General features: G+C 66.7%; 18 protein-coding genes. 12 read left to right on the top strand and 6 right to left on the bottom strand.

The annotated features are described in order from the left end of the window. Positions 1–22: 22 nt before the first annotated feature. From gpmA to PSEK12I1_RS0100655, 5 genes are all read right to left on the bottom strand, one after another. A complete protein-coding gene (gpmA, locus tag PSEK12I1_RS0100675; RefSeq protein ID WP_027598118.1) occupies positions 23–769 on the bottom strand; it encodes a 2,3-diphosphoglycerate-dependent phosphoglycerate mutase in 747 nt (248 codons plus the stop codon). A gap of 128 nt (positions 770–897) precedes the next feature. Then, positions 898–1,125: a hypothetical protein gene (locus PSEK12I1_RS0100670; RefSeq protein WP_027598119.1), complete on the bottom strand. Its 228-nt coding sequence runs from the start codon at positions 1,123–1,125 to the stop codon at positions 898–900. Between the two features lie 413 nt (positions 1,126–1,538). Further along, entirely contained in the window at positions 1,539–2,903 is a 1,365-nt protein-coding gene (locus tag PSEK12I1_RS23415) for a cytochrome c (protein WP_028700298.1), read from the bottom strand. A gap of 11 nt (positions 2,904–2,914) precedes the next feature. Then, on the bottom strand, positions 2,915–4,702 hold the full coding sequence (locus PSEK12I1_RS0100660; RefSeq protein ID WP_027600369.1) for a GMC family oxidoreductase: 1,788 nt from the start codon (positions 4,700–4,702) through the stop codon (positions 2,915–2,917). Next, on the bottom strand, positions 4,702–5,433 hold the full coding sequence (locus tag PSEK12I1_RS0100655; protein WP_027600368.1) for a gluconate 2-dehydrogenase subunit 3 family protein: 732 nt from the start codon (positions 5,431–5,433) through the stop codon (positions 4,702–4,704). The genes PSEK12I1_RS0100660 and PSEK12I1_RS0100655 overlap by 1 nt, the downstream gene beginning before the upstream one ends. Positions 5,434–6,001: 568 nt before the next feature. Between PSEK12I1_RS0100655 and gabP the strand changes: the two genes are divergently transcribed. Together gabP and PSEK12I1_RS0100645 are read left to right on the top strand one after the other, a co-directional pair. Next, entirely contained in the window at positions 6,002–7,390 is a 1,389-nt protein-coding gene (gene gabP, locus PSEK12I1_RS0100650) for a GABA permease (protein WP_007161434.1), read from the top strand. Between the two features lie 354 nt (positions 7,391–7,744). Then, entirely contained in the window at positions 7,745–7,954 is a 210-nt protein-coding gene (locus tag PSEK12I1_RS0100645; RefSeq protein WP_007161433.1) for a DUF1127 domain-containing protein, read from the top strand. Between the two features lie 124 nt (positions 7,955–8,078). On the opposite strand, the gene PSEK12I1_RS0100640 is transcribed toward PSEK12I1_RS0100645, so the two are convergent. Next, entirely contained in the window at positions 8,079–8,306 is a 228-nt protein-coding gene (locus PSEK12I1_RS0100640; RefSeq protein ID WP_027598123.1) for a hypothetical protein, read from the bottom strand. A gap of 307 nt (positions 8,307–8,613) precedes the next feature. On the opposite strand from PSEK12I1_RS0100640, the gene PSEK12I1_RS0100635 reads away from it, so the two are divergent. The 10 genes from PSEK12I1_RS0100635 (at position 8,614) to garD (ending at position 22,667) form a co-directional block, all read left to right on the top strand. Then, entirely contained in the window at positions 8,614–9,717 is a 1,104-nt protein-coding gene (locus PSEK12I1_RS0100635) for an efflux RND transporter periplasmic adaptor subunit (protein ID WP_155951395.1), read from the top strand. Next, positions 9,714–10,784 (top strand): efflux RND transporter periplasmic adaptor subunit, encoded by a 1,071-nt coding sequence (locus PSEK12I1_RS0100630; protein WP_027600366.1) that lies wholly within the window; start codon positions 9,714–9,716, stop codon positions 10,782–10,784. The genes PSEK12I1_RS0100635 and PSEK12I1_RS0100630 overlap by 4 nt, the downstream gene beginning before the upstream one ends. Next, a complete protein-coding gene (locus PSEK12I1_RS0100625; protein ID WP_027600365.1) occupies positions 10,781–13,831 on the top strand; it encodes an efflux RND transporter permease subunit in 3,051 nt (1,016 codons plus the stop codon). The genes PSEK12I1_RS0100630 and PSEK12I1_RS0100625 overlap by 4 nt, the downstream gene beginning before the upstream one ends. A gap of 232 nt (positions 13,832–14,063) precedes the next feature. Continuing rightward, positions 14,064–15,005 (top strand): LysR family transcriptional regulator, encoded by a 942-nt coding sequence (locus PSEK12I1_RS0100620; RefSeq protein ID WP_027598127.1) that lies wholly within the window; start codon positions 14,064–14,066, stop codon positions 15,003–15,005. A 118-nt stretch (positions 15,006–15,123) separates the two neighbouring features. Next, the gene (locus PSEK12I1_RS24700) at positions 15,124–15,294 is read left to right on the top strand and encodes a hypothetical protein (protein ID WP_007161427.1); all 171 of its coding nucleotides are present in this window, start codon (positions 15,124–15,126) and stop codon (positions 15,292–15,294) included. A 120-nt stretch (positions 15,295–15,414) separates the two neighbouring features. Then, positions 15,415–17,226 (top strand): aminopeptidase P family protein, encoded by a 1,812-nt coding sequence (locus tag PSEK12I1_RS0100610; RefSeq protein ID WP_027600364.1) that lies wholly within the window; start codon positions 15,415–15,417, stop codon positions 17,224–17,226. Then, complete coding sequence (locus PSEK12I1_RS0100605) at positions 17,223–18,263, top strand: low specificity L-threonine aldolase (RefSeq protein WP_007161425.1); 1,041 nt, start codon at positions 17,223–17,225, stop codon at positions 18,261–18,263. The genes PSEK12I1_RS0100610 and PSEK12I1_RS0100605 overlap by 4 nt, the downstream gene beginning before the upstream one ends. A 263-nt stretch (positions 18,264–18,526) precedes the next feature. Then, complete coding sequence (locus PSEK12I1_RS0100600) at positions 18,527–19,564, top strand: LacI family DNA-binding transcriptional regulator (protein WP_027600363.1); 1,038 nt, start codon at positions 18,527–18,529, stop codon at positions 19,562–19,564. Between the two features lie 166 nt (positions 19,565–19,730). After that, complete coding sequence (locus tag PSEK12I1_RS0100595; protein WP_027600362.1) at positions 19,731–21,089, top strand: MFS transporter; 1,359 nt, start codon at positions 19,731–19,733, stop codon at positions 21,087–21,089. 21 nt (positions 21,090–21,110) lie between these two features. Further along, positions 21,111–22,667, top strand: coding sequence for a galactarate dehydratase (gene garD, locus PSEK12I1_RS0100590; RefSeq protein WP_027598130.1), 1,557 nt, complete (start codon positions 21,111–21,113; stop codon positions 22,665–22,667). Positions 22,668–22,697: the final 30 nt, after the last annotated feature.

Genomic DNA, 22,697 nt, shown 5'->3' with positions numbered 1-22,697 from the left:
GCCATGGCCGCGATGAAACGCCTTACTTCGCCTTGCCCTGATTGGCCACCGCGGCCATCTTGGCGGCGACCTCGTCCGGGTCGGCCAGGTAGTAGTGCTTGGTAGGCTTCAGGTCTTCGTCGAACTCGTATACCAGCGGCACGCCGTTGGGGATGTTGAGGCTGACGATGTCGCTGTCGGAGATGTTGTCCAGGTACTTGATCAGGGCGCGCATGGAGTTGCCATGGGCGACCACCAGCACGCGCTGGCCGCTGCGAATGGCCGGCGCCAGGACTTCGTTCCAGTAGGGCAGGACGCGTTCGACGCAATCCTTGAGACATTCGGTGCGCGGTACCTGATCCAGCGACAGACCGGCATAGCGCGGATCGGCGGCCAGCGCCTGCTGCTCCTCGACGCTCTGCTCGGGCGGCGGCACGTCGTAACTGCGGCGCCAGACCAGCACCTGTTCCTCGCCGTACTTGGCGGCGGTCTCGGATTTGTTCAGTCCGGTCAGGCCGCCATAGTGACGCTCGTTGAGGCGCCAGTCGCTCACCACTGGCAACCACATCTGGTCCATGCCTTCCTGCACGTGCCATAGGGTGCGCACGGCGCGCTTGAGCACCGAGACGTGGGCCACGTCGAAGAGGAAGCCGGCGTCCTTGAGTGCCTGACCGCCCTCGTGGGCCTCGCGGATCCCCTGTTCGGTCAGATCCACATCCGCCCAGCCACTGAAGCGGTTTTCCAGGTTCCACGCCGACTGGCCATGGCGGATGAATACGACTTGCGACATGCGACCTCCATCTTGGGATTCATTGTTTGGCTCACGCCTACGCGAAGCTGTGCCAAACATACCGCAGATGGAGGCGGCCGGCATGGGCATCACGGAATCCGTGATGCGTCCGGCACTCGTAGCGCGTCTCAGGCGGCCAGGGCGCGGCGGGTACGGGCGATGACGCGCTCCAGTCCGTCGGCAGCGCTGTACTGCTCGGGGTAGAGACGCTCGCTGCGACAGGCCACGCCGCGCTCGTCGACCACGGTGAAGCTGAAGCCGCCCTTGCGCGAAGCCGGGGTGGTGATGCAGTGGAACGGCGCAAAGGCCGCCTGGAGATGTTGCATGGCCGCGATGGCCTGGTTTTGAATGTTCATATGACTATCCTTGGGATCCACGCTCAGTCGGCGCGGTGAAATAACTCCAGCAACCTCGTACCCATGACGGCCGACGGCTGAATCTCTGGCTGGAGGAAGGCAGCGTGTGGGCGAAACGCCCAGGCATGCAGGTAAGTACTTGGGAAGGCAGGCAACCGGCCGGGCACGAGATTCAGAGGCCGCGGCGGCAGATCCTGAGCAATCGAGGGATCAGTCGATCCGGATGACGCTGATTTCGCGCTGCTACAACGAGCGGAAAGGCGTCCAGCGATTGGGGTCAGCTTGGTACTAACCCGATCAAGCTAGCAGGATCGATGCCAACCGCGCAAGCCCGTCGGTCGGCGATGGGCTTGATGGTCGTTGGCACTCGACGAGCTGCTGCCAGACTGACCGAGCGTCAGTCTGGCAGGGACTCAGTGCGCCCCTGCCGGGGTGTCGCCGCCAGCGGGCGACGGAGCAGGTTGCTGGTGACCGAACGCCTGCCCCAGGTCATCACCGGATGTGGTGCGGTTGTCATCGGTGCGCCATTTGGCGACGTCGGCGGCGCTGACCGGGGCGGCGGCGTTGCCCCAGCTGGCGCGGATGAAGCTGACCACGTCGGCCACCTGGGCATCGTTCAGCCGCCAGCCGAAGGGCGGCATGACGATCATCGAGGGCGCCGTGTGCAGGCCGGGCAGGGTGCCGCCCTTGAGCACGATGTTGATCAGCGAACTGGCGTCGGCGGTGCGCAGCACCGGATTGCCGGCCAGCGCCGGGAACACCCGGTCGTAGCCCTGGCCGTCGGTGCGGTGACAGGCGGCGCAGTTGTCCACATAGACCTGGGCGCCACGGGCGCTGTCGTCGCCGCGCCAGAGCGCCGCGGCGGCCCGTCCGTCTGCCTGGAAGGGCGCGTCGTGCGGATCCTTGGCCGGCAGGGTCTTGAGGTAGCGGGCGATGGACTGCAAATCGGCGTCGCTCAGGTACTGCAGGCTGTGCTGCACCACCTCGGTCATGCCGCCGAACACCGCGCTGTCGGCGGAGCGCCCGGTCTTGAGGAATTGCACCAGCTGCGCTTCGCTCCAGCTGCCCAGGCCGTCGCGGTGATCACCGCGCAGATTCTTGGCGATCCAGCCTTCCAGGGGCGCGCTGCCGGCCAGGAAGTCCTTGCCGTCGGCGGGGGAGAGCGCCTTCTCCTGCATGGTGAAGGCACGCGGGGTGTGGCAGGCGCCGCAGTGGCCGAGGCCTTCGACCAGATAGGCGCCGCGGGCCACCACCGGATCCTGGTCCGGCGCCGGCTGGAATTGCACCACCTCGGGCGCGAACAGCTGGCGCCAGATCGCCAGCGGCCAGCGCATGGACAGCGGCCAGGGGATGTCGCTGTCGCGATTGACCTGCTCGACCGGCGTCACGCCATGCATGAAGTAGGCATAGAGGGCGCGCATGTCGCCCTCGCTGACTCGGGCATAGGAGGGGTAGGGCATGGCCGGATAGAGGGTATGGCCCTCCTTGGCGATACCCTGGCGGATGGCAGCGTCGAAGTCGGCATAGCTGTAGTCGCCGATGCCGGTCTGCCGATCCGGGGTGATGTTGGTGGAATAGAGGGTGCCGATGGGCGTCTGCATGGGCAGGCCGCCGGCGAAGGGCTGGCCACCCGGCGCCGTGTGGCAGGCCACGCAGTCGCCGGCGCGGGCCAGGTATTCGCCTTGCTTGACCAGCGCCGGGTCAGTGTCTTCGGCGGCCTGGGCCGCCAGCGCCAGGCCGCTGCCCAGGAGCAGGGTCGCGAGGGTACGAAGGATCATGGGCGCGCCTCTCATGCCTGCACCAGCGGGCCGGGATTTTTCAGGTACTGCTCGCGGATGGCCCGCGCCGACCAGTAGGTCAGGGCCGCCACCAGGCCGGTGGGGTTGTAGCCCAGGCCCTGGGGAAAGGCCGAGGCGCCCGGTACGAAGACGTTGTGCACGTCCCAGCTCTGCAGGTAGCGATTGACCGCGCTGGTCTTGGGGTCGGTGCCCATGATGGCGCCACCGTTCAGGTGGGTGGTCTGGTAGCTGGCGGTGTTGAAGTGACCGCCGAAATCCTTGACCGACACGCTGATGTGCTCGGGATTCATGGCCTCGGCGATCTTCTTCATCTTGGCGGCCATGAAGCGCGTCATGCGGATGTCGTTGTCCTTCCAGTCGAAGGTCATGCGCAGCAGCGGCTGCCCATAGGCGTCGCGGTAGGTGGGGTCCAGGTCCAGGTAGTTGTCGCGATAGGACTGGTGCGCCCCGTGGGCGTCCATCGACAGCTGGTGGTTGTAGTAGCCGGCCTGGGCCTTTTTCCAGGCACTGCCCCACTGGGGCGTGCCGGGCGGATTGGCCGCGCCGGCGATGGGCCGGGTGCCGGCCTGGTTGACCCACATGGGCGAGCCGCCGACGAAGCCGTGGGGGCCGTGGTCGAAGTTGTCGGCGTTGAAGTCGTCCACCGCCACGCCATTGCCACCGGCGCCGATGAAGGGGTTGGTGTGGTGCTGGTCCTGGCGAAAAAAGGCCTTGATGGTGGCCATGTTCTGGTAGGCGAAGTTGCGTCCGACCACGCCTTCGCCGGTCCTGGGATCATAGGGCTGGCCGATGCCCGACAGCAGCATGAGGCGCACGTTGTTGAACTGGAAGGCGGCGAGGATGACGATGTCGGCCGGCTGCTCCAGCTCCTGGCCCTGGGCGTCCAGATAGGTCACCCCGGTGGCCTTCTTGCCGGTGCTGTCGAGATTGACCCTGAGCACATGGGCCTGGCTGCGCAACTCGAAGCGCGGCTCCTGCTTGAGCGCCGGCAGGATGTTGAGATTCGGCGAGGCCTTGGAATACATGTAGCAGACGTAGCCGCTGCAGTAGCCGCAGAAGTTGCAGGGGCCCATCTGGCAACCGTAGGGGTTGGTGTAGGGCCCCGAGGTGTTGGCCGAGGGCAGGTTGTAGGGGTGATAGCCCACCTCCCGCGCGGCCTTCTCGAACAGCTGCGCCGAGACGGTGTTCTTTTGCGCCGGCAGCGGGAAATCGCTGGAGCGATCCGGCGCATAGGGATTGCCACCCTTGCCGTCGCCCACCACCTGGCCCTTGATGCTCCAGGCCGTGCCCGAGGTGCCAAAGACCTTTTCCGCGAAATCGAAGTAGGGCTCCAGCTCGGCGTAGCTGACGCCGAAATCCTGGATGGTCATGCCGTCGGGGATGAATTTCTTGCCGTAGCGCTCTTCATAATGACTGCGCAGGCGCAACTCCACCGGGTCGACGCGGAAATGCACCCCCGACCAGTGCAGGCCGGCGCCGCCCACGCCATCGCCAGGCAGGAAGACACCGAGCTGGCGGTTGGGCAGGGCGACGTCGTTGACGCTGTGGCGGATGGTGACGGTTTCCTTGGAGACATCGACGAACAGCTTCTTGCGGATGCTGTAGGTAAGTTCGTCGATCACCTGCGGGTAGGAGCCATCGGGATAGGTGTCGCGGTAGCTGCCACGTTCCAGGGCCACCACGTCCAGGCCGGCCTCGGTCAGTTCCTTGGCCATGATGGCCCCCGTCCAGCCGAAGCCGACGATCACTACCTGCTTGCTGGGCAATACCTTGGCCATCAACCGCGCTCCCCGCGAATGGAGACCGGGGGCAGCGGATAGCGCTCGTCGCGCTCCACCCAGTCCATGAAGTCGGCGCGGGCACCGGGAAAATTCACCAGCTTCCAGCCGACCAGTTTCTTGTTGCCGCCATGCAGCGGGTCGCAATAGAAGCCTTCCCGGGTGTTTTGCAGCAGCTGGGCGAAGAACAGCTTGGCCGGTACGCCGTCCAGGCTGGCGTCACCGCTTTCCAGCGCCTTGAGGGCCGCGTCCTGCGCGGCGGGTGCCAGCTCGGCGAAGACCTTGCCGTGCTGCTCGCGGGTCCAGCGATCCACCGCGGCGATGCCCAGGCGATAGAGGTCCTGGGGTACCAGGCGACTCTGGTAGCCCATCTCCGGCGCGGCATCGGCGGCGAAGGGGCCCTGCATGTACCAGAGGCCGCCACGGGCGTAGGGGGTCTGCATCTGCCGGTCGATGAATTCCGGCGCACCGGCTTCCAGCGCGCCCGGGCCCAGGTCGTCCTCCGGAATCAGCCGGGCCACCGCGGCCTGCACGAAGGCCCATTCCTCGGCGGTAAAGAACACCGGTTGATAGTGGTCGGCGCGCGGACTGCTGCCCGGCTTGCTTTCCGGGGTGGGCGCGGCGAGGGCCAGGCCCGAGGGGGCACCGCTCGCCAGGGCGACCACGGGAATCAGGCTCAGGGACTTGCGCAGGAAGTCGCGGCGGGCCGGGACGGAATCGTCTGCGGACATGGTCAGGGTCTCATCAGGTGCCCGACGTGGAACCGCAGGGCTTATGGTTAGCTAGCTAATATGTTGGAATATTACCAACATCTGCCGGTCGCGGTTACATTTTGTCGCAGGTGTGCAGAGCCCTGGCGGCTCGGCAAGTTCCCACTGCTGCTGCATTGGCATGGAAAAGCGCCCAAGCCACGGCCCTGAGCGGTACCTGCTACTCGGGCGAGCCAACAGCGGATGCCAGGCAAGGCGGTCTCTTCCGTCGTGTCCTGGTTCTGCGGTCAGGTAGCGAAGGGCGTGGCGGCCAGCTCCAGGCCCAGGGTTACCTAAGGTTCCACCTGTACAAGCACCATAAGAGTGCAAGTTGCACAAGGTGATACCTAACGAAGCAAGCCGATGGGGCGCGCATACCTGAAAGAAATCGCTTTTCACATCAGATGGTTAGCGCGATAGCTCGACGGAACGCCGCTTTTTCGCCGCTTTCCGCGAGGCGTTGCACCCTTTGCGTTCATTTTGTGCCGATTTCAGCCCGGGTGGCGCGCAAGTTGCACTTGGGAGGCTTTCCGTTGTCAGGTAACACCTTATGTCCAACGTAGAATGCAACCTCTCTCCGGCGCTCAAACCGCGCCATGTGACCATGTTGTCCATCGCCGGGGTGATCGGTGCCGGTCTGTTCGTCGGCTCCGGTCATGCCATCGCCGCGGCCGGCCCGGCCGTGCTGCTGGCCTACGCCCTGGCCGGTACCCTGGTGGTGCTGGTCATGCGCATGCTGGGTGAAATGGCCGTCGCCTCGCCCGATACCGGTTCCTTCTCGTCCTATGCCCAGCAGGGCATCGGCCGCTGGGCCGGCTTCACCATTGGCTGGCTGTACTGGTGGTTCTGGGTGCTGGTGATCCCGCTGGAGGCCGTGGCCGCCGCCGCCATCCTTAACGCCTGGTTCCCGGCGATCGCCACCTGGCAATTCGCCCTGATCATTACCGGCATCCTGACCGTGACCAACCTGTTTAGCGTCGCCAAATACGGCGAGTTCGAATTCTGGTTCGCCCTGCTCAAGGTCATCGCCATCGTCGCCTTCATCGCCCTGGGCGCGGCCGCCCTGGTCGGCGCCCTGCCGGGTCGCGAGGTCAGCGGCCTGAGCAATCTGATGGCCCATACCGGCGGCTTCATGCCCAATGGCTTCGGCGCGGTGCTCGGCGCCCTGCTGACCACTATGTTCAGCTTCATGGGGACCGAGATCGTCACCATCGCCGCCGCCGAGTCCAAGGACCCGTCGCGGCAGATCAGCAAGGCCACCAATTCGGTGATCTGGCGGATCGCGCTGTTCTACCTGGTCTCCATCTTCCTGGTGGTGTCCATGGTGCCCTGGAACGATGCCCAGCTGCCGATCGTGGGTTCCTACCAGCGCGCCCTCGAGGTGCTGTCGATCCCCAATGCCAAGCTGATCGTCGACTGCGTGGTGCTGGTCGCCGTGGCCAGTTGCCTGAACTCGGCGCTCTACACCGCTTCGCGCATGCTCTATTCGCTGGCCCGCCGTGGCGATGCCCCGGCCAAGATGGGGCGTGCCTCCAGCAGCGGCGTGCCGCGCGCGGCCGTGCTGGCCAGTACCGCCGTGGGCTTCCTCACCACCATCGCCAACTACACCATGCCCGAGGCGGTGTTCAGCTTCCTGCTGTCCACCTCCGGCGCCGTGGCCCTGCTGGTCTATCTGGTGATCGCCGTGACCCAGCTGCGCCTGAGACGCAAGCTGATCGCCCGCGGCGAAACCCTGGAGTTCCGCATGTGGCTGTTCCCCTGGCTGACCTGGGCGGTGATCGTCTTCATCGTCGGCGCCCTGACCGTGATGCTGTTCAGCGAAGCCCATCGCTTCGAGATCCTGGCGACCGGTCTGCTGGCGCTGCTGGTCGTGGCCATCGGCACCTGGGTAGGCCGGCGTCAGCCCGCCACCCCGAGCCTGGCCGCTGCCGCGCGCTGATGACCAGAGGCTTCCGGCGCCACCGGGCGTCGGAAGCGCTCCTTTCTGGAGCACGGAGTTCCTTCCAGGCTGGACAGCGGCCGCGGTAACAGGTAGAACAGCACTCCTGTTTCCTGGCCTTCCGGCCAACTGTACAGCTCAAATTCTCGCGATGTTCCCTCTGGTAACCAAATTTTGCACTGCAATGGTGCAATGCGTTACAGAATGACCCAAATTGCAGCAGTACAGTTGCAATTGTGTGCCGAGTGATCCGCGAACCTTTCCCTGGACTGTTACTGGTGGTAGCACTCGCCTGGCGAGACAATGGTGCCATTCGATGACCAGTACCCGTCACAAGCGGGAAGGAAAGCCACCATGGAACGCACCTTCAGTTCCTCGCTGTACAACGCCAAGCCCAGCAACCGTGTGCCCGCTGCCCTGCGCGTTATCTCCACCCTGTCCACCTGGCAGCGTCGCATCGCCAGCCGCAACGAACTGGCCCGTCTGGACGCCCGTATGCTGGCCGACGCCGGTATCACCGAGGCCCAGCGCTACCAGGAAATGCACAAGCCGTTCTGGCGCTAAGCCCGGCTGCTGCACAGCTTCCACAGACCCCGCTTCGGCGGGGTTTGTTTTGTCTGCAGGCTGAACGGCAGACAGCAAAAAGCCCCGGCATGCCGGGGCTTTCTGTTACCGCCAGGGACGGTGATTACTGCATGTTGTTCTGGTTGCGAGCGTCGACCTTGTTGGGCTTGTCGCTCTTGAAGGGCACTTCGGCAGCGCCATCGGCACCGCCCTTCACGGTAGTCTTGCCCGGCACCTCGGTGGTGGCGGATCCATTGACGGCCGTGGCGCTCTTGGAGGTTTCGGCCGCGAAGACACCCGTGGCCATCGACAGCATCACAGCAGCGGTAGAGGTGATCAGCAGCTTTTTCATGAGTTCGGCCTCGTCGAAATAAACCTGTGAATCTGATGGGGCCCGCGCCGGAACGGTGGCGGGCATCAGCTGCGGACGGGCAGGTCCACAGCGCACGTCTCAGTTGACTGCGGCCTGGAATGCCGGGTTCCAGGGCATTTGTGAACATTTGTGGGCGAATGGCCGCTCCGCTGCCGGGCATTTGCCCAGCGCCCTCGTCGTAGCGCTTCCCAAGCATCGCCAGGCGCCTGACAATTCGTCAGACGAACCCCCTGCGCCGCCTGTGGTCAGTTCGCAGATCGCGCCTCTTCCACCGATAAGGACAATCATGAGGGCTCTCCGCCTTGCTCGCCTCTGCCAGGTAACGGCTGCTCTGACCCTGGTAACACTGTTACCGGGCTGCTCCCAGGAGCAACCGCCCACCGAGGAACTGGCGCGGGTGGTGGTGGTGCAGCTGAGTCCGATAAAGGACAGTCAGCGCATCCCCTTTACCGGGGATATCCAGGCGCGGGTGCAGGCGCCGCTCGGTTTCCGCGTGAGTGGCAAGATCAGCGAACGGCTGGCGGATGTCGGCGATCGCGTGCGCGAGGGTCAGGTCCTGGCCCGGCTGGATCCCCAGGATCTGCGCAATAACCTGGCGGCGGCCCAGGCCCAGGTGGAAGCCCAGGAAGCCCGCACCCGGCTGGCGCGGGTCGATTTCGAGCGCCAGGCCGCCCTGTTGCCCAAGGGCTATACCAGTCGCAGCCAGTACGACCAGGCCCAGGCCACCCTGGACGGTGCCCGCAGCGCCCTGCAGACCGCCGTCGCCCAGCGCGACGATGCGCGCAAGCAACTGGGCTATACCGAATTGCGCGCCAGCGCCGCCGGGGTGCTGACCGCCCGCCACGCCGAAGCCGGGCAGGTGGTGCAGGCCGGCACGGCGATCTTCGACCTGGCGGTGAGCGGCGACCTCGACGCCGTCTTCGATCTCTATGAATCCCTGGCCCGCGAACTCAAGGTCGGCCAGACCCTGCCCGTCGCCCTGCAGGCGCAACCGGCCGTCACGACCCGGGGTACCCTGCGCGAGATCGCCCCGACCGTGGCGAGCAGTGGCACGGTGCGCGTCAAGGTACAACTCGATAGACCCCCGGCGGCCATGACCCTGGGGGCGGTGGTCAATGCCCAGCTCGAGGGCGCGACGGAGCAGGGCTTCGCCTTGCCCTGGACGGCGCTGAACGGCACCACCGAGCAGCCCGCCGCCTGGCGCCTCGGCGAAGACGGGCGGGTCAGCCTGCAGCCGCTGCGCATCGAGCGGTTCACCCGCGACAGCATCATCGTCAACGAGGGCCTCAAGGCCGGCGACCGCATCGTGGTCGCCGGCGGCCAGGCGCTGAGTCCAGGCCAGCGGGTCGAAGTCGCCGAGCGCTCGGCCTTCAACGAGGTGCGCCCATGAAGCCGCTGCTGCCGCTGTGTCTGCTGCTGATCCTGGCGGGCTGCTCGGATGATGAGGCCCCGCCACCGCCGATCCGGCCGGTGGCGACCCTGACCTTGAGTGCCCCGCCGCCCGGGCGCGAAGTCTTTGCCGGCAGTATCCAGGCGCGCTACGAGAGCGTGTTGGGCTTTCGCGTCGGCGGTCGCATGACCCGGCGGCTGCTGGACGTGGGTCAGCCGGTACGCCGTGGCCAGTTGCTGGCGGCGCTGGATCCCACCGATCAGGACAATGCCCTGCGCAGTCGGCAGGGCCAGACCGCCGATGCCGAAGCCCAGTGGCGCGATGCGCGCAACGATGCCCGGCGCCAGCAGCAGCTGTTCGATCAGGGCGTTGGCTCGCGCTCCCAGCTGGATCAGGCGCTGACCCGCCTGCACACCCTGGAAGCCGCCCGCGAACAGGCCCAGAGCGCCGAGCGCCAGGCCCGCGATCAGCGCGACTATGCCGAGCTCTACAGCGATTTCGACGGGGTGATCACCGCCTGGCAGGCCGAGGTCGGCCAGGTGGTGTCCGCCGGTCAGCCGGTGGTGCGGGTCGCCCGTCCGGACGTCCGCGAGGCGGTGCTGGACCTGCCGGCCCAGGCCATCGGCCAGCTGACCCCGGGACGCGTCCTGACCGTGCGCATGGCCCTGGATCCCGAGGTGGCGGTCGCCGGTCGGGTGCGCGAGATCGAGCCCCAGGCCGATGCCACCACGCGCACCCGGCGGGTGCGCCTGACCCTGGACGAGCCACCGGCCGCGCTGCGCATCGGCAGCCTGGTGCAGGGCGAGCTGGAGTCGCCACCGGCGGAGGGCCTGCCGCTGCCGACCCAGGCGCTGCGGCGTCAGGACGGCCGGACCTCGGTCTGGGTGGTGGAAGGCCAGGGCGAGCAGGCGCAGGTGCGCCAGCGGCCAGTCGAGGTGCTGCGCGAGGCCGAGGGCCTGGCGTGGGTCGGCAACGGCCTGAAGGCGGGTGAGCGGGTGGTGATAGCCGGGGTCAACAGTCTCGAGGAGGGACAGCGGGTGAAGGATCAGGAGGGCGCTCGGCCATGAAAGGCTTCAACCTGTCGGACTGGGCGCTGCGCCACCAATCCTTCGTCTGGTACCTGATGTTCGTCGCCCTGCTGATGGGCGTCTTCTCCTATATGAAGCTGGGACGCGAGGAAGATCCGTCCTTTGCCATCAAGACCATGGTCATCCAGACCCGCTGGCCGGGGGCGACCACCGAGGAGACCCTGCGCCAGGTCACCGAGCGGGTGGAAAAGAAGCTCGAAGAGCTGGATTCCCTCGACTACACCAAGAGTTTTACCCGGCCGGGGCAGTCCACGGTGTTCGTCTACCTGCGCGACACCACGCCGGCCAAGGCGATTCCCGACATCTGGTACCAGGTGCGCAAGAAGGTCTCGGACATCCAGGGTGAATTCCCCCAGGGCATCCAGGGCCCGGCCTTCAACGACGAATTCGGCGACGTCTTCGGCAGCATCTATGCCTTCACCGGCGACGGCTTCAGCATGCGCCAGCTGCGCGACCAGGTGGAGCAGGTGCGCCGCGAGATCCGCAGCGTGCCGGGCATCGGCAAGGTGCAGCTGATCGGCGCGGAGAACGAGGTCATCTACCTGGACTTTTCTACCCGCAAGCTGGCCGCTCTGGGGCTGGACCAGCGCCAGGTGATGCAGAGTCTGCAACAGCAGAATGCGGTGACCCCCTCGGGCACCATCGAATCCGGCGCCGAGCGCATCAGCGTGCGCACCAGTGGCGAATTCCGCTCCACCGCCGATCTGGCCGCGGTCAATCTGCGCATCGACGATCGCTTCTACCGCCTCACCGACCTGGCCGACATCCGCAGCGGCTACGCCGATCCGCCCAGTTCGCTGTTCCGCTACAACGGCCAGCCGGCGATCGGCCTGGCCATCGCCATGAGCAGCGGCGGCAACATCCAGACCTTTGGCGCGGCCCTCACCGAGAAGATGCAGGAGCTGACCGGCGCCCTGCCGGTGGGCATCGGCGTGCACGTGGTTTCCAACCAGGCCCAGGTGGTGGAAAAGGCCGTCGGCGGCTTTACCCGGGCGCTGTTCGAGGCGGTCATCATCGTGCTGGTGGTGAGCTTCATCAGCCTCGGCGTGCGCGCCGGCCTGGTGGTGGCGCTGTCGATTCCCCTGACCCTGGCGCTGGTGTTCGTCTTCATGGAATACAGCGGCATCACCATGCAGCGGATCTCCCTGGGCGCCCTGATCATCGCCCTCGGCCTGCTGGTGGACGACGCCATGATCACCGTGGAGATGATGGTGACCAAGCGCGAGGAGGGCGAGTCGCTGCACCGCTCGGCGACCTATGCCTACGAGTCGACCGCCTTTCCCATGCTCACCGGCACCCTGGTGACGGTGGCCGGCTTCGTGCCCATCGGCCTCAACTCCAGCAGCGCCGGCCAGTACACCTTCACCCTGTTCGCGGTGATCGCCGTGGCCCTGCTGCTGTCCTGGATCGTCGCGGTGTTCTTTTCGCCGGTGATCGGCGTGCACATCCTGCCGAAGAAGGTGAAGCCCAAGGATCATGACCAGCCCGGCCGCCTGGCGCGCTGGTCCGACGGCCTCCTGCTGGGCGCCATGCGCCACCGCTGGCTGACCATCCTCCTCACGGTGCTGCTGTTCGCCGCGGCGCTGTTCTCGATGAAGTTCGTGCAGAACCAGTTCTTCCCGTCCTCGGATCGACCCGAACTGCTGATCGACTTCAACCTGCCGCAGAACGCCTCCCTCGACGCCACCCGGGCGCAGATGGACAGATTCGAGAAGACCCTGGCCGACGATCCTGACGTGGCCCACTGGAGTTCCTATGTCGGCCAGGGCGCGGTGCGCTTCTACCTGCCGCTGGACCAGCAGCTGGAGAATCCCTTCTATGGCCAGGTAATCCTGGTGGCCAAGGACCTGGAGGCGCGCAATCGCCTCCTGCCCAAGCTCAAGCAGCGGCTGCGCCAGGACTTCGTCGGGCTGTCCGGCTACGTCCAGCCGCTCGAGATGGGGCCGCCGGTGGGCCGGCCGATCCAGTACCGCATCAGCGGTCCGGACGTCGCCGAGGTACGCCGCCAGGCGCTGGCGCTGGCCAGCGTGCTGGGCAAGAGTCCGCAACTGGGTGACTTCCTCTACGACTGGAACGAGCCGGCGCGGATGCTCAAGGTCGAGGTCAACCAGGACAAGGCGCGGCAGCTGGGCTTCTCGTCCCAGGACGTGGCGCAGATCCTCAATGGCGTGGTGACCGGTACCCCGGTGACCCAGGTGCGCGACGACATCTACCTGGTCAACGTGGTGGCCCGCGCCAGCGAGGCCGAGCGGCGCTCGGTGGAGACCCTGGAGAATCTGCAGATCATGACGCCCCAGGGCGTCGCGGTGCCGCTCAAGGCCTTCGCCCGTATCGACTACGCCCTGGAGCAGCCGCTGGTGTGGCGCCGCGATCGGCTGCCCACCATCACCCTCAAGGCCTCGATCCTCAGCGAGATCCAGGCGCCGGATCTGGTCAAGCAGCTGCAGCCGGACGTGGATGCCTTCATCGCCAAGCTGCCGCCGCGCTACCAGGTGGCGGTGGGCGGCACGGTGGAGGAGAGCAGCAAGGCCCAGGGCCCGATCGCCGAGGTGGTGCCGCTGATGCTGTTTCTCATGGCCACCTTCCTGATGATCCAGCTGCACAGCATCCGCAAGCTGTTCCTGGTGGCGAGCGTGGCGCCCCTGGGCCTGATCGGGGTGGTGCTGGGGCTGATCCCCTTCGGCCAGCCGCTGGGCTTCGTCGCCATCCTCGGGGTGCTGGCGCTGATCGGCATCATTATCCGCAACTCGGTGATCCTGGTGACCCAGATCGATGCCTTCGAGCAGGCCGGTCGCTCGCCCTGGGACGCCGTGGTGGAAGCCACCCAACACCGCCGCCGGCCGATCCTGCTGACCGCCGCCGCGGCCAGCCTGGGCATGATTCCCATCGCCCGCGAGGTGTTCTGGGGCCCCATGGCCTACGCCATGATCGGCGGCATCGTCGCCGCGACGCTGCTGACGCTGCTGTTCCTGCCGGCGCTGTACATCGCCAGCTATCGCATTCGCGAGCCGGAGCGGCGGGACTGATGGCCGGGGCCTGGTCGGAACGCCAGGCAAAAAAAACGGCCCTCCGGCTGAGGTCTCCAGGGGAGACGTCTGCCGGAAGGCCGCAAGGAGCTATCCAAGGAGCCACTGCCGGAGGGAAGGATTCGCGCGGTCAGCAAGTCGAATCCACAGCAGCTCACTGCACCACTATCGGGCGTCCGACTTTTTCAATAAAGTGACGACTTGACGAAACTCCATTGCGAAAAAGGCAATAATGGATATTTTCCAAGGCATGCGCATCTTCGTCCGGGTGGTGGATCTGGGCAGTCTCACGGCTGCTGCCCACACCCTCGACCTGTCCACCGCCCAGGTGTCGCGCCTGCTGGCGGAACTGGAAAGCCATCTGCAGACCCGCCTGCTGCACCGCACCACCCGGCGGCTGGCGCTGACCGAGGCGGGCGAGCGCTATCTCGAACGCTGCCGGCGCATCCTGCAGGACGTTGGCGAGGCCGAAGCCGAGGCCAGCGGCGCCCATCTCAAGCCCCATGGCCATCTGCGCCTGCATTCCATGACCGGTCTGGGCACCCAGTTGCTGGCGCCGCTGGTGTCGCGCTTCTGCGCGCGCTATCCCCATGTCGAGATCGTCATGAATCTCTCGCAGAACCACCCGGCGCTGCTGGAGGATGGGCACGACATCGCCATCACCCTGGACACCGAACTGGCCGACTCGGATTTCGTCGCCCAGCGTCTCGGTGGCGTCTACAGCGTGGTCTGCGCGGCGCCCAGCTATCTGGCGCAGCGCCCGGCGCCCAAGGTGCCGGCCGATCTCGCCGCGCACGACTGCCTGCGCCTGCTGGATCCGAATTTCTCCGAACGCTGGGTCTTCGCCGGTGAAGACGGCGAGCAGCAGGTGGCGCCGCGCTACGTCTTCCAGGTCAATGTCGCCGAGGCCCTGGCCAGCGTGGCCCGCCAGGGCATGGGCATCTGCCTGCTGCCCAGCTACATCGCGGTCAACTACCTGCGCGATGGCAGCCTGGTGCGCCTGCTGCCCAACTTCCGCCTGCGCGAACGCAACATCCATGCGCTCTATCCCTCGCGGCGCTTTCTCGACGCCAAGATCAAGACCTGGATCGACTTCCTCAAGGAAGAATTGCCCGAACGGCTGCAGCTGGAGAATCGGGTGCTTGAGGACCAGCGCTACTGGGCCAAGGACTAGGCCAGGGCTTGTTGCAATCCTTGCAACAGTCATTTAATTAGCAAGCTATTTATTAGGCGGCGTTCTTTCCCTAGAATGGTCCTGTACCCCGATGAACACGACCTTTGAGGAGTTCGCCATGAAACGTTCTCTGTCCGCCCTGTTGCTGACCCTTGCCGCCCTGACCGCCACCCAGTTCGCCGCTGCCGACGACAATCCCAGCCTGAGATACAAGCTGGTCGATCAGAATCATGCCGCCATGCAGCACTACGGCGATCAGGCCGCTCCCGCCGCCGACGCGCGTCGCTGAGCCGCTCCGCTTTCGAAAGACCACCCCTCCTTGCTCCTTTGGTCTTTCTCCGCCGCACCCTTTGGGTGCGGCTTTTTTATATCTGCGGCACACTGAGCCCCTGACCTTGTCGAGGTGCTCATGACCGCCACTTCCGCTCAACGACTTGCTGACCTGCGCGCCTTCCTGGCCGAGCAGGGCGCCGATGCCTGCCTGATCCCCAGCGCCGATCCCCATCTGTCCGAATACCTGCCGGAACACTGGCAGGGCCGTGCCTGGCTGTCCGGTTTCACCGGCTCCGCCGGGTTGCTGCTGGTGACCCGCGAGGCCGCCGGCGTCTGGACCGACAGCCGCTACTGGGAGCAGGCCACCCAGGAGCTGGCGGGCAGCGGCATCGACCTGATGAAGCAGGTCGCCAGCCAGCCCCAGGCCCACCTGCAGTGGCTGGCCGACCAGGTGCCCGCGGGCGGCACGGTACTGGTGGACGGCCAGGTGCTGTCGCTCGGCGCAGCGGCGGCCCTGCGCCGCGCGCTGGAGCCCAAGGGTATCCGGCTGCGGACCGATCTCGACCCGCTGGCGGCGATCTGGCGCGAGCGCCCCGCGCTGCCGGCGGCGCCGGTCTATGCCCATGCCGCCCCCCAGGCCCCCCAGCCGCGCAGCGCCAAGCTCGCCCAGGTGCGCGAGAAGCTGAAGGACGCCAAGGCCGACTGGCATTTCATCTCCTCGCTGGACGACATCGCCTGGCTGCTCAACCTGCGCGGCGCCGACGTGCCCTACAACCCGGTGTTCCTCGCCCATGTGCTGCTGGGTAGCGACAGCTGCCAGCTGTTCATCGACCCGGCCAAGGTGCCGGCCGAGATCCGCACGGCCCTGGTGGCGGACGGCGTGACCCTGGCCGACTACCACCAGGCGGCCGCCGAGCTGGCCCGGCTGCCGGTCGGCAGTCGCCTGCTGGTGGACCCGGCGCGGGTCACCCTCGGGCTGGCCGAGGCCGCGCCCCAGGGGGTCGAGCGGCACGAGCAGATCAATCCCTCGACCCTGCTCAAGGCCTGCAAGACCGCCGAGGAGGTGGCCCAGGTGCGCATGGCCATGGAAGAGGACGGCGCCGCGCTGTGCGTCTTCTTCGCCCGTTTCGAGGCGGCCCTGGCCCGTGGCGAGCGCCTCACCGAGCTGACCGTGGACGACTGGCTGAGCGAGGCCCGCGCGGCGCGCCCCAACTTCGTCTCTCTGAGCTTCGCCACCATCGCCGGCTTCAACGCCGGTGGCGCCCTGCCGCACTACCGGGCGACCGAAGAGGCCCATGCCGAACTCCAGGGCGACGGCCTGCTGCTGATCGACAGTGGCGGCCAGTACCTGGGCGGCACCACCGACATCACCCGGGTGGTGCCCATCGGCACCCCCAGCGCCGCCCAGAAGCGCGATTTCACCCTGGTGCTCAAGGGCATGCTGGCGCTGTCGCGGGCACGCTTTCCGGCCGGAGTCGCCGCGCCCATGCTCGACGCCCTGGCGCGCGAGCCGATCTGGGCCGCCGGCATCGACTACGGCCACGGCACCGGCCATGGCGTGGGCTACTTCCTCAATGTGCACGAGGGGCCGCAGTCGATTTCCTTCTATGCCACGGTCACCCCGCACCATGTCCTGCGCGAGGGCATGATCACCTCCAACGAACCTGGTATCTATCGCCCCGGCCAGTGGGGCGTGCGGCTGGAGAACCTGCTCCTGTGCACCCGCGCGGAAACCACCGAATTCGGCGATTTCCTGGCCTTCGAGACCCTGACCCTCTGTCCGCTGGACACCCGCTGCCTGGATCTGGCGCTGCTGCGCAGCGACGAGCTGGACTGGCTGGATGGCTATCACGCCGAGGTCCGCCGCCGCGTGCTGCCGCTGGTCGAGGGCGCCGCGCGCGACTGGCTGCTGGCCCGCACCGAACCCGTCGCGAGGACTGCCCGATGAGCAGCAACGCCCAGCAATTCGCCAGTGACAACTATTCCGGCATCTGCCCGGAAGCCTGGGCCGCCATGGCCGCGGCCAACGTCGGCCACGAGACCGCCTATGGCAACGACACCTGGACGGCGCGCGCCGCCGATCGCTTTCGCCAGCTGTTCGAGACCGACTGCGAGGTGTTCTTCGCCTTCAACGGCACCGCGGCCAACTCCCTGGCCCTGGCGGCGCTGTGCCAGAGCTACCACAGCGTGATCTGCTCCGACACCGCCCACGTCGAGACCGACGAATGCGGCGCGCCGGAATTCTTTTCCAACGGCTCCAAGCTGCTGCTGGCACCGGCGCACCAGGGCAAGCTGACCCCGGGCGCCATCCAGCAGATCGCCACCAAGCGCGCCGACATCCACTTTCCCAAGCCGCGGGCAGTGACCGTCACCCAGGCCACCGAGGTGGGTACCCTCTATGGCCTCAACGAATTGCAGGCCATCAGCGCCACCTGCCGCGACCTCGGCCTGCACCTACACATGGACGGCTCGCGCTTTTCCAATGCCGTGGCCGGCCTGGGCTGCACCCCGGCCGAGGTGACCTGGAAGGCCGGCGTCGACGTGCTCTGCTTTGGTGGCACCAAGAGCGGCATGGCGGTGGGGGAGGCGATCCTCTTCTTCAACCGCGAGCTGGCCGAGGACTTCGAATACCGCTGCAAGCAGGCCGGCCAGCTGGCGTCCAAGATGAGATTCCTCTCCGCGCCCTGGCTTGGCGTGCTGGAAAACGACACCTGGCTGCGCCACGCTCGCCACGCCAACGCCATGGCCCAGCTGCTCGCCGAGCGGGTGCGCGGGGTGCCCGGTGTGGACTTCATGTTCCCGGTGGAAGCCAACTCGGTGTTCCTGCAGCTCTCCGAACCGGCGCTGGAATTCCTGCGCGCCCGCGGCTGGCGCTTCTACACCTTCATCGGCAGCGGCGGGGCGCGTTTCATGTGCTCCTGGGATACCGAAGAGGCGCGGGTACTGGAGCTGGCGGCGGACATTCGGACGGCGATGGGCGGGTAGGGCGCAGCGCGGCCGTGGCGGTGCGATGGCTGCTTAAACTGTAGGAGCGGCCGCATCGGCGGACCGCCATGGCCGCGATCAGACCTGGCGCTGGCTTTATCGCGGCCATGGGCCGCTCCTACGGGATTCGGTGCTCTCTCATCCATCGCTGCCCATTCCCAGGTGGAAAACGCTGCGCGGTTTTCCACGCTCCGGTGTTCTCCGGGGACGCCGCCCGCACCAACCGTTACCATGGCCGATCTCTTCCTCGTCTCCAGCGATTCATGGCCAAGAAGTCCAGCAAAGCCCTCTCTACCGCGGTCAATTCCGCTGCCCCCACGCTCATCGACGTGGCCCGGGTCGCCGGGGTGTCGCCGATCACCGTCTCGCGGGCGCTGAATCGACCGGAGATCGTCAGCGAGGCGGCGCGGGAGAAGGTGCTGGCGGCGGTGCAGGCCACCGGCTACGTGCCCAATCTGCTGGCCGGCGGCCTGGCCTCCAATCGCAGTCGCCTGGTGGCGCTGTTCGTGCCGACGATCGTTCACTCCATCTTCGCCGAGACCGTCCAGGCATTGATGGCGCGCCTGTCCCAGGCCGGCTACCAGACCCTGCTGGGCCTGACCGGCTACAGCGCCGAACAGGAGGAGCAGCTGCTGGCCGCGGTGCTGGGGCGCAAGCCCGATGGCATCGTGCTGACCGGTACCCTGCACACCGCCGCCAGTCGGCAGCGCCTGGCCCAGGCCGGCATCCCGGTGGTGGAGTCCTGGGACCTCGGTGAAGACCCCCTGGACATGCAGGTGGGCTTTTCCCACGAAGCCGTGGGGCGCGCCCAGGCCGAGCATCTGCACGCCCGTGGCTATCGGCGCTTCGCCGTGGTCTCGGTGGACGACCCCCGCGCCCTGCGGCGCTGTCGCAGCCTGGTCGCGCGGCTGGCCGAGCTGGGCGTGGCGGAACCACCGCTGGAGATCCTGCCGGCGCCGGCGCTGGTGGAGTCCGGACGGGCGGGCCTGCGCCAGCTGCTAGCCCGTGACGAGGCCTTCGACGTGGTGGTGTGCAGCTCGGACACCGTCGCCCAGGGCGTCATGGCGGAAGCCGCCAGTCGTGGACTGCGCCTACCCGAGGACCTGGCGGTACTGGGCTTCGGCAATCTTTCCAGTGCCGCCCAGATGCACCCGGCGCTGTCCTCGGTCAGTGTCGAGGGCGATCGCATGGGCACCCTGGCGGCAGAGGCGTTGCTACGGCGGTTCGACTTGGGCGATGGTGCCCGGGAGGCGGTGCGCATCGACACCGGTTTCCATATCATCGACCGCGCCACGACCTGACCATCGGCGCTCAAGTTGTTAGACGTCATACTTGTATGGTTGCGCAATCATGCCTTAGTCTTTGGCAAACGCCAGGGCTGAGTCAGGTTGTCGCATCAGGATATGATTGCGCAATCATCCGGTGACTCGCACCTTCAATAAAAACAATCACGCAAGAGGGATCCCCATGGATGCCACAAGACCCACCCGGGTGCGCTACCTGATCCTGTTGATGCTGTTCGTGGTGACCACCATCAACTACGCCGACCGCGCCACCATCGCCATCGCCGGCTCCAGCCTGCAGAAGGACCTCGGCATCAGCGCCGTCACCCTCGGCTATATCTTCTCCGCCTTCGGTTGGGCCTATGTGGCCGGGCAGATTCCCGGCGGCTGGCTGCTGGATCGCTTCGGTTCGAAGAAGGTCTATGCCGGCAGCATCTTCTTCTGGTCGCTGTTCACCCTGCTGCAGGGGCTGGTCGGCGGCCTGCCGGTGGCCTGGGCGGTGACCACCCTGTTCATGCTGAGATTCCTGGTCGGCCTGGCCGAGGCGCCGTCCTTCCCGGGCAATGCGCGCATCGTCGCCGCCTGGTTTCCCACCGCCGAACGCGGTACCGCCTCGGCCATCTTCAACTCGGCGCAGTATTTCGCCACCGCGCTGTTCGCGCCGATCATGGGCGGCATCGTCTTCCACTTCGGCTGGGAGCACGTCTTCGTCATCATGGGCGCCCTGGGTATCCTCTTCTCCGGGGTCTGGCTGAAGTACATCCACAACCCCAAGGAGCATCCGCGCATCGACGCCGCGGAGCTGGCGCACATCCGTGACAACGGCGGGCTGGTGGACATGGACAACGGCACCCGCCAGCAGGGTGGCGGTCCCAAGTGGCACTACATCACCCAGCTGCTGACCAATCGCATGATGCTCGGTGTCTACCTCGGCCAGTACTGCATCAACGCCATCACCTATTTCTTCCTGACCTGGTTCCCGGTGTACCTGGTGCAGGAGCGCGGCATGACCATTCTCAAGGCCGGTTTCATCGCCTCGCTGCCGGCCATCTGCGGCTTCATCGGCGGGGTGCTCGGCGGGGTGATCTCCGACTACCTGCTGCGGCGCGGCCATTCCCTGACCTTCGCCCGCAAGCTGCCCATCGTCTGCGGCCTGCTGCTCTCCACCAGCATGATCTTCTGCAATTACGTCGACGCCGACTGGATGGTGGTGGGCTTCATGACCCTGGCCTTCTTTGGCAAGGGCATCGGCGCCCTCGGCTGGGCGGTGGTGGCGGACACCTCGCCCAAGCAGATCGCCGGGCTCTCCGGCGGCCTGTTCAACACCTTCGGCAACCTGGCCTCCATCACCACCCCCATCGTCATCGGCTATCTCATCGCCGCCACCGGCTCCTTCAAGTGGGCGCTGGTCTATGTCGGCGCCAATGCCCTGGTGGCGGTGTTCAGCTACCTGTTCATCGTCGGTCGCATCCAGCGCGTCGAGCTGCGTACCGCCGATGGCGAGATCCTGGGCGCGACCCAGCCTGACCCGGCCCGGGCCTGAGCCCCGGCAGAGGATAAGAACATGAACCTGATCGATCACCGTGATTCGCCGCGCTACATCAAGCTCCACCCCCAGGACAACGTCGGGGTGGTGGTCAACGAACCCGGCGTGGCCGCCGGCACCGCCTTCGCCGATGGCCTGACCACGGTCGAGGCCATTCCCCAGAGCCACAAGGTCTCCCTGGTGGCTCTCGCGGCGGGCGCCGCGGTGGTGCGCTATGGCGAGGTCATCGGCTACGCCCTGCAGGACGTTCCCGCCGGCAGCTGGATCACCGAAGCCCTGCTGCGCATGCCGGAGCCGCCGGCGCTGGACAACCTGCCCAAGGCCACCGCGCCCGGTCAGGTCGGCGAACCTCTGGAAGGCTACACCTTCGAGGGCTTTCGCAATCCGGACGGCAGCGTCGGCACCCGCAACATCCTGGCGGTGACCACCACCGTGCAGTGCGTGGTGGGGGTGCTGGACCATTGCGTGGAGCGGGTACGCAAGGAGATCCTGCCGCGCTACCCCAATGTCGACGACGTGGTGCCGCTGTCCCACAGCTACGGCTGCGGGGTGGCCATTAACGCCCCGGATGCGGTGATCCCCATCCGTACCTTGCACAACATCAGCCGCAACCCCAACTTCGGCGGCCAGGCGCTGGTCATCGGCCTGGGTTGCGAGAAGCTGCAGGCCAGCCAGCTGATGCCGGGCGATGACCTCACCGCCGGGCAGAACGAAGAAGACTGGCTGTTCCGCCTGCAGGACTCGGCCAACGGCTTCGCCGGCATGGTCGAGCAGATCATGGGGCTGATCGAAGCGCGTCTGGAGGTGCTCGATCAGCGCCGCCGTGAAACGGTACCAGCGTCCGAACTGGTGGTGGGCATGCAGTGCGGCGGCAGCGACGCCTTCTCCGGCATCACTGCCAATCCGGCCCTGGGCGTGGCCGCCGACCTGCTGGTGCGGGCCGGCGCCACCGTGATGTTTTCCGAGAACACCGAGGTGCGCGACGGCATCCACCTGCTGACCCCGCGCGCCGCCACCCCGGAGGTGGCCGACGCCCTGATCCGCGAGATGGACTGGTACGACCGCTACCTGGAGCGGGGCATGGCCGATCGCAGCGCTAATACCACCCCTGGCAACAAGAAGGGCGGGCTGAACAACATCGTCGAAAAGGCCATGGGGTCGATCGCCAAGTCGGGTACCAGCCCCATCGCCGGGGTCATCGCGCCCGGCGAGAAGATCCGTGGCAAGGGCCTGTACTTCGCTGCCACCCCGGCCAGCGACTTCATCTGCGGCACCCTGCAACTGGCCGCGGGCATGAACCTGCATATCTTCACCACCGGTCGCGGCACCCCCTACGGACTGTCCATGGTGCCGGTGATCAAGGTCTCGACCCGCACCCAGCTGGCCGAGCGCTGGCCGGACCTGATCGACATCGATGCCGGTCGGGTGGTGAGCGGGCGGCTGTCGCTGGAGGAGATGGGCTGGGAGATCTTCCAGTGCTACCTGGACGTGGCCAGCGGCCGCCGCCAGACCTGGGCCGAGCGCCATCGCCTGCACAACGACCTGGCGCTGTTCAATCCGGCGCCGGTGACCTGATCCTGCCACGGCAATAAAAAAGGCCGGCCC

Origin of the sequence: Pseudomonas sp. MOIL14HWK12:I1 (assembly GCF_000510705.1) — a bacterium.
Classification (GTDB): domain Bacteria; phylum Pseudomonadota; class Gammaproteobacteria; order Pseudomonadales; family Pseudomonadaceae; genus Chryseomonas; species Chryseomonas oryzihabitans.
Note: the sequence above shows the minus strand (reverse complement) of the source record. Positions and strands in the feature narration are given on the sequence as shown.

Bases quoted from the DNA above. Each gene is read 5' to 3' on its own strand.
- gabP (WP_007161434.1), top strand. From the start codon at position 6,002: ATGTCCAACGTAGAATGCAACCTCTCTCCGGCGCTCAAACCGCGCCAT.
- PSEK12I1_RS0100635 (WP_155951395.1), top strand. From the start codon at position 8,614: ATGAGGGCTCTCCGCCTTGCTCGCCTCTGCCAGGTAACGGCTGCTCTG.
- PSEK12I1_RS0100610 (WP_027600364.1), top strand. From the start codon at position 15,415: ATGACCGCCACTTCCGCTCAACGACTTGCTGACCTGCGCGCCTTCCTG.
- PSEK12I1_RS0100670 (WP_027598119.1), bottom strand. From the start codon at position 1,125: ATGAACATTCAAAACCAGGCCATCGCGGCCATGCAACATCTCCAGGCG.
- PSEK12I1_RS0100645 (WP_007161433.1), top strand. From the start codon at position 7,745: ATGGAACGCACCTTCAGTTCCTCGCTGTACAACGCCAAGCCCAGCAAC.
- PSEK12I1_RS0100595 (WP_027600362.1), top strand. From the start codon at position 19,731: ATGGATGCCACAAGACCCACCCGGGTGCGCTACCTGATCCTGTTGATG.
- PSEK12I1_RS24700 (WP_007161427.1), top strand. From the start codon at position 15,124: ATGAAACGTTCTCTGTCCGCCCTGTTGCTGACCCTTGCCGCCCTGACC.
- gpmA (WP_027598118.1), bottom strand. From the start codon at position 769: ATGTCGCAAGTCGTATTCATCCGCCATGGCCAGTCGGCGTGGAACCTG.
- PSEK12I1_RS0100600 (WP_027600363.1), top strand. From the start codon at position 18,527: ATGGCCAAGAAGTCCAGCAAAGCCCTCTCTACCGCGGTCAATTCCGCT.
- garD (WP_027598130.1), top strand. From the start codon at position 21,111: ATGAACCTGATCGATCACCGTGATTCGCCGCGCTACATCAAGCTCCAC.
- PSEK12I1_RS0100660 (WP_027600369.1), bottom strand. From the start codon at position 4,702: ATGGCCAAGGTATTGCCCAGCAAGCAGGTAGTGATCGTCGGCTTCGGC.
- PSEK12I1_RS23415 (WP_028700298.1), bottom strand. From the start codon at position 2,903: ATGATCCTTCGTACCCTCGCGACCCTGCTCCTGGGCAGCGGCCTGGCG.
- PSEK12I1_RS0100605 (WP_007161425.1), top strand. From the start codon at position 17,223: ATGAGCAGCAACGCCCAGCAATTCGCCAGTGACAACTATTCCGGCATC.
- PSEK12I1_RS0100640 (WP_027598123.1), bottom strand. From the start codon at position 8,306: ATGAAAAAGCTGCTGATCACCTCTACCGCTGCTGTGATGCTGTCGATG.
- PSEK12I1_RS0100620 (WP_027598127.1), top strand. From the start codon at position 14,064: ATGGATATTTTCCAAGGCATGCGCATCTTCGTCCGGGTGGTGGATCTG.
- PSEK12I1_RS0100655 (WP_027600368.1), bottom strand. From the start codon at position 5,433: ATGTCCGCAGACGATTCCGTCCCGGCCCGCCGCGACTTCCTGCGCAAG.
- PSEK12I1_RS0100625 (WP_027600365.1), top strand. From the start codon at position 10,781: ATGAAAGGCTTCAACCTGTCGGACTGGGCGCTGCGCCACCAATCCTTC.
- PSEK12I1_RS0100630 (WP_027600366.1), top strand. From the start codon at position 9,714: ATGAAGCCGCTGCTGCCGCTGTGTCTGCTGCTGATCCTGGCGGGCTGC.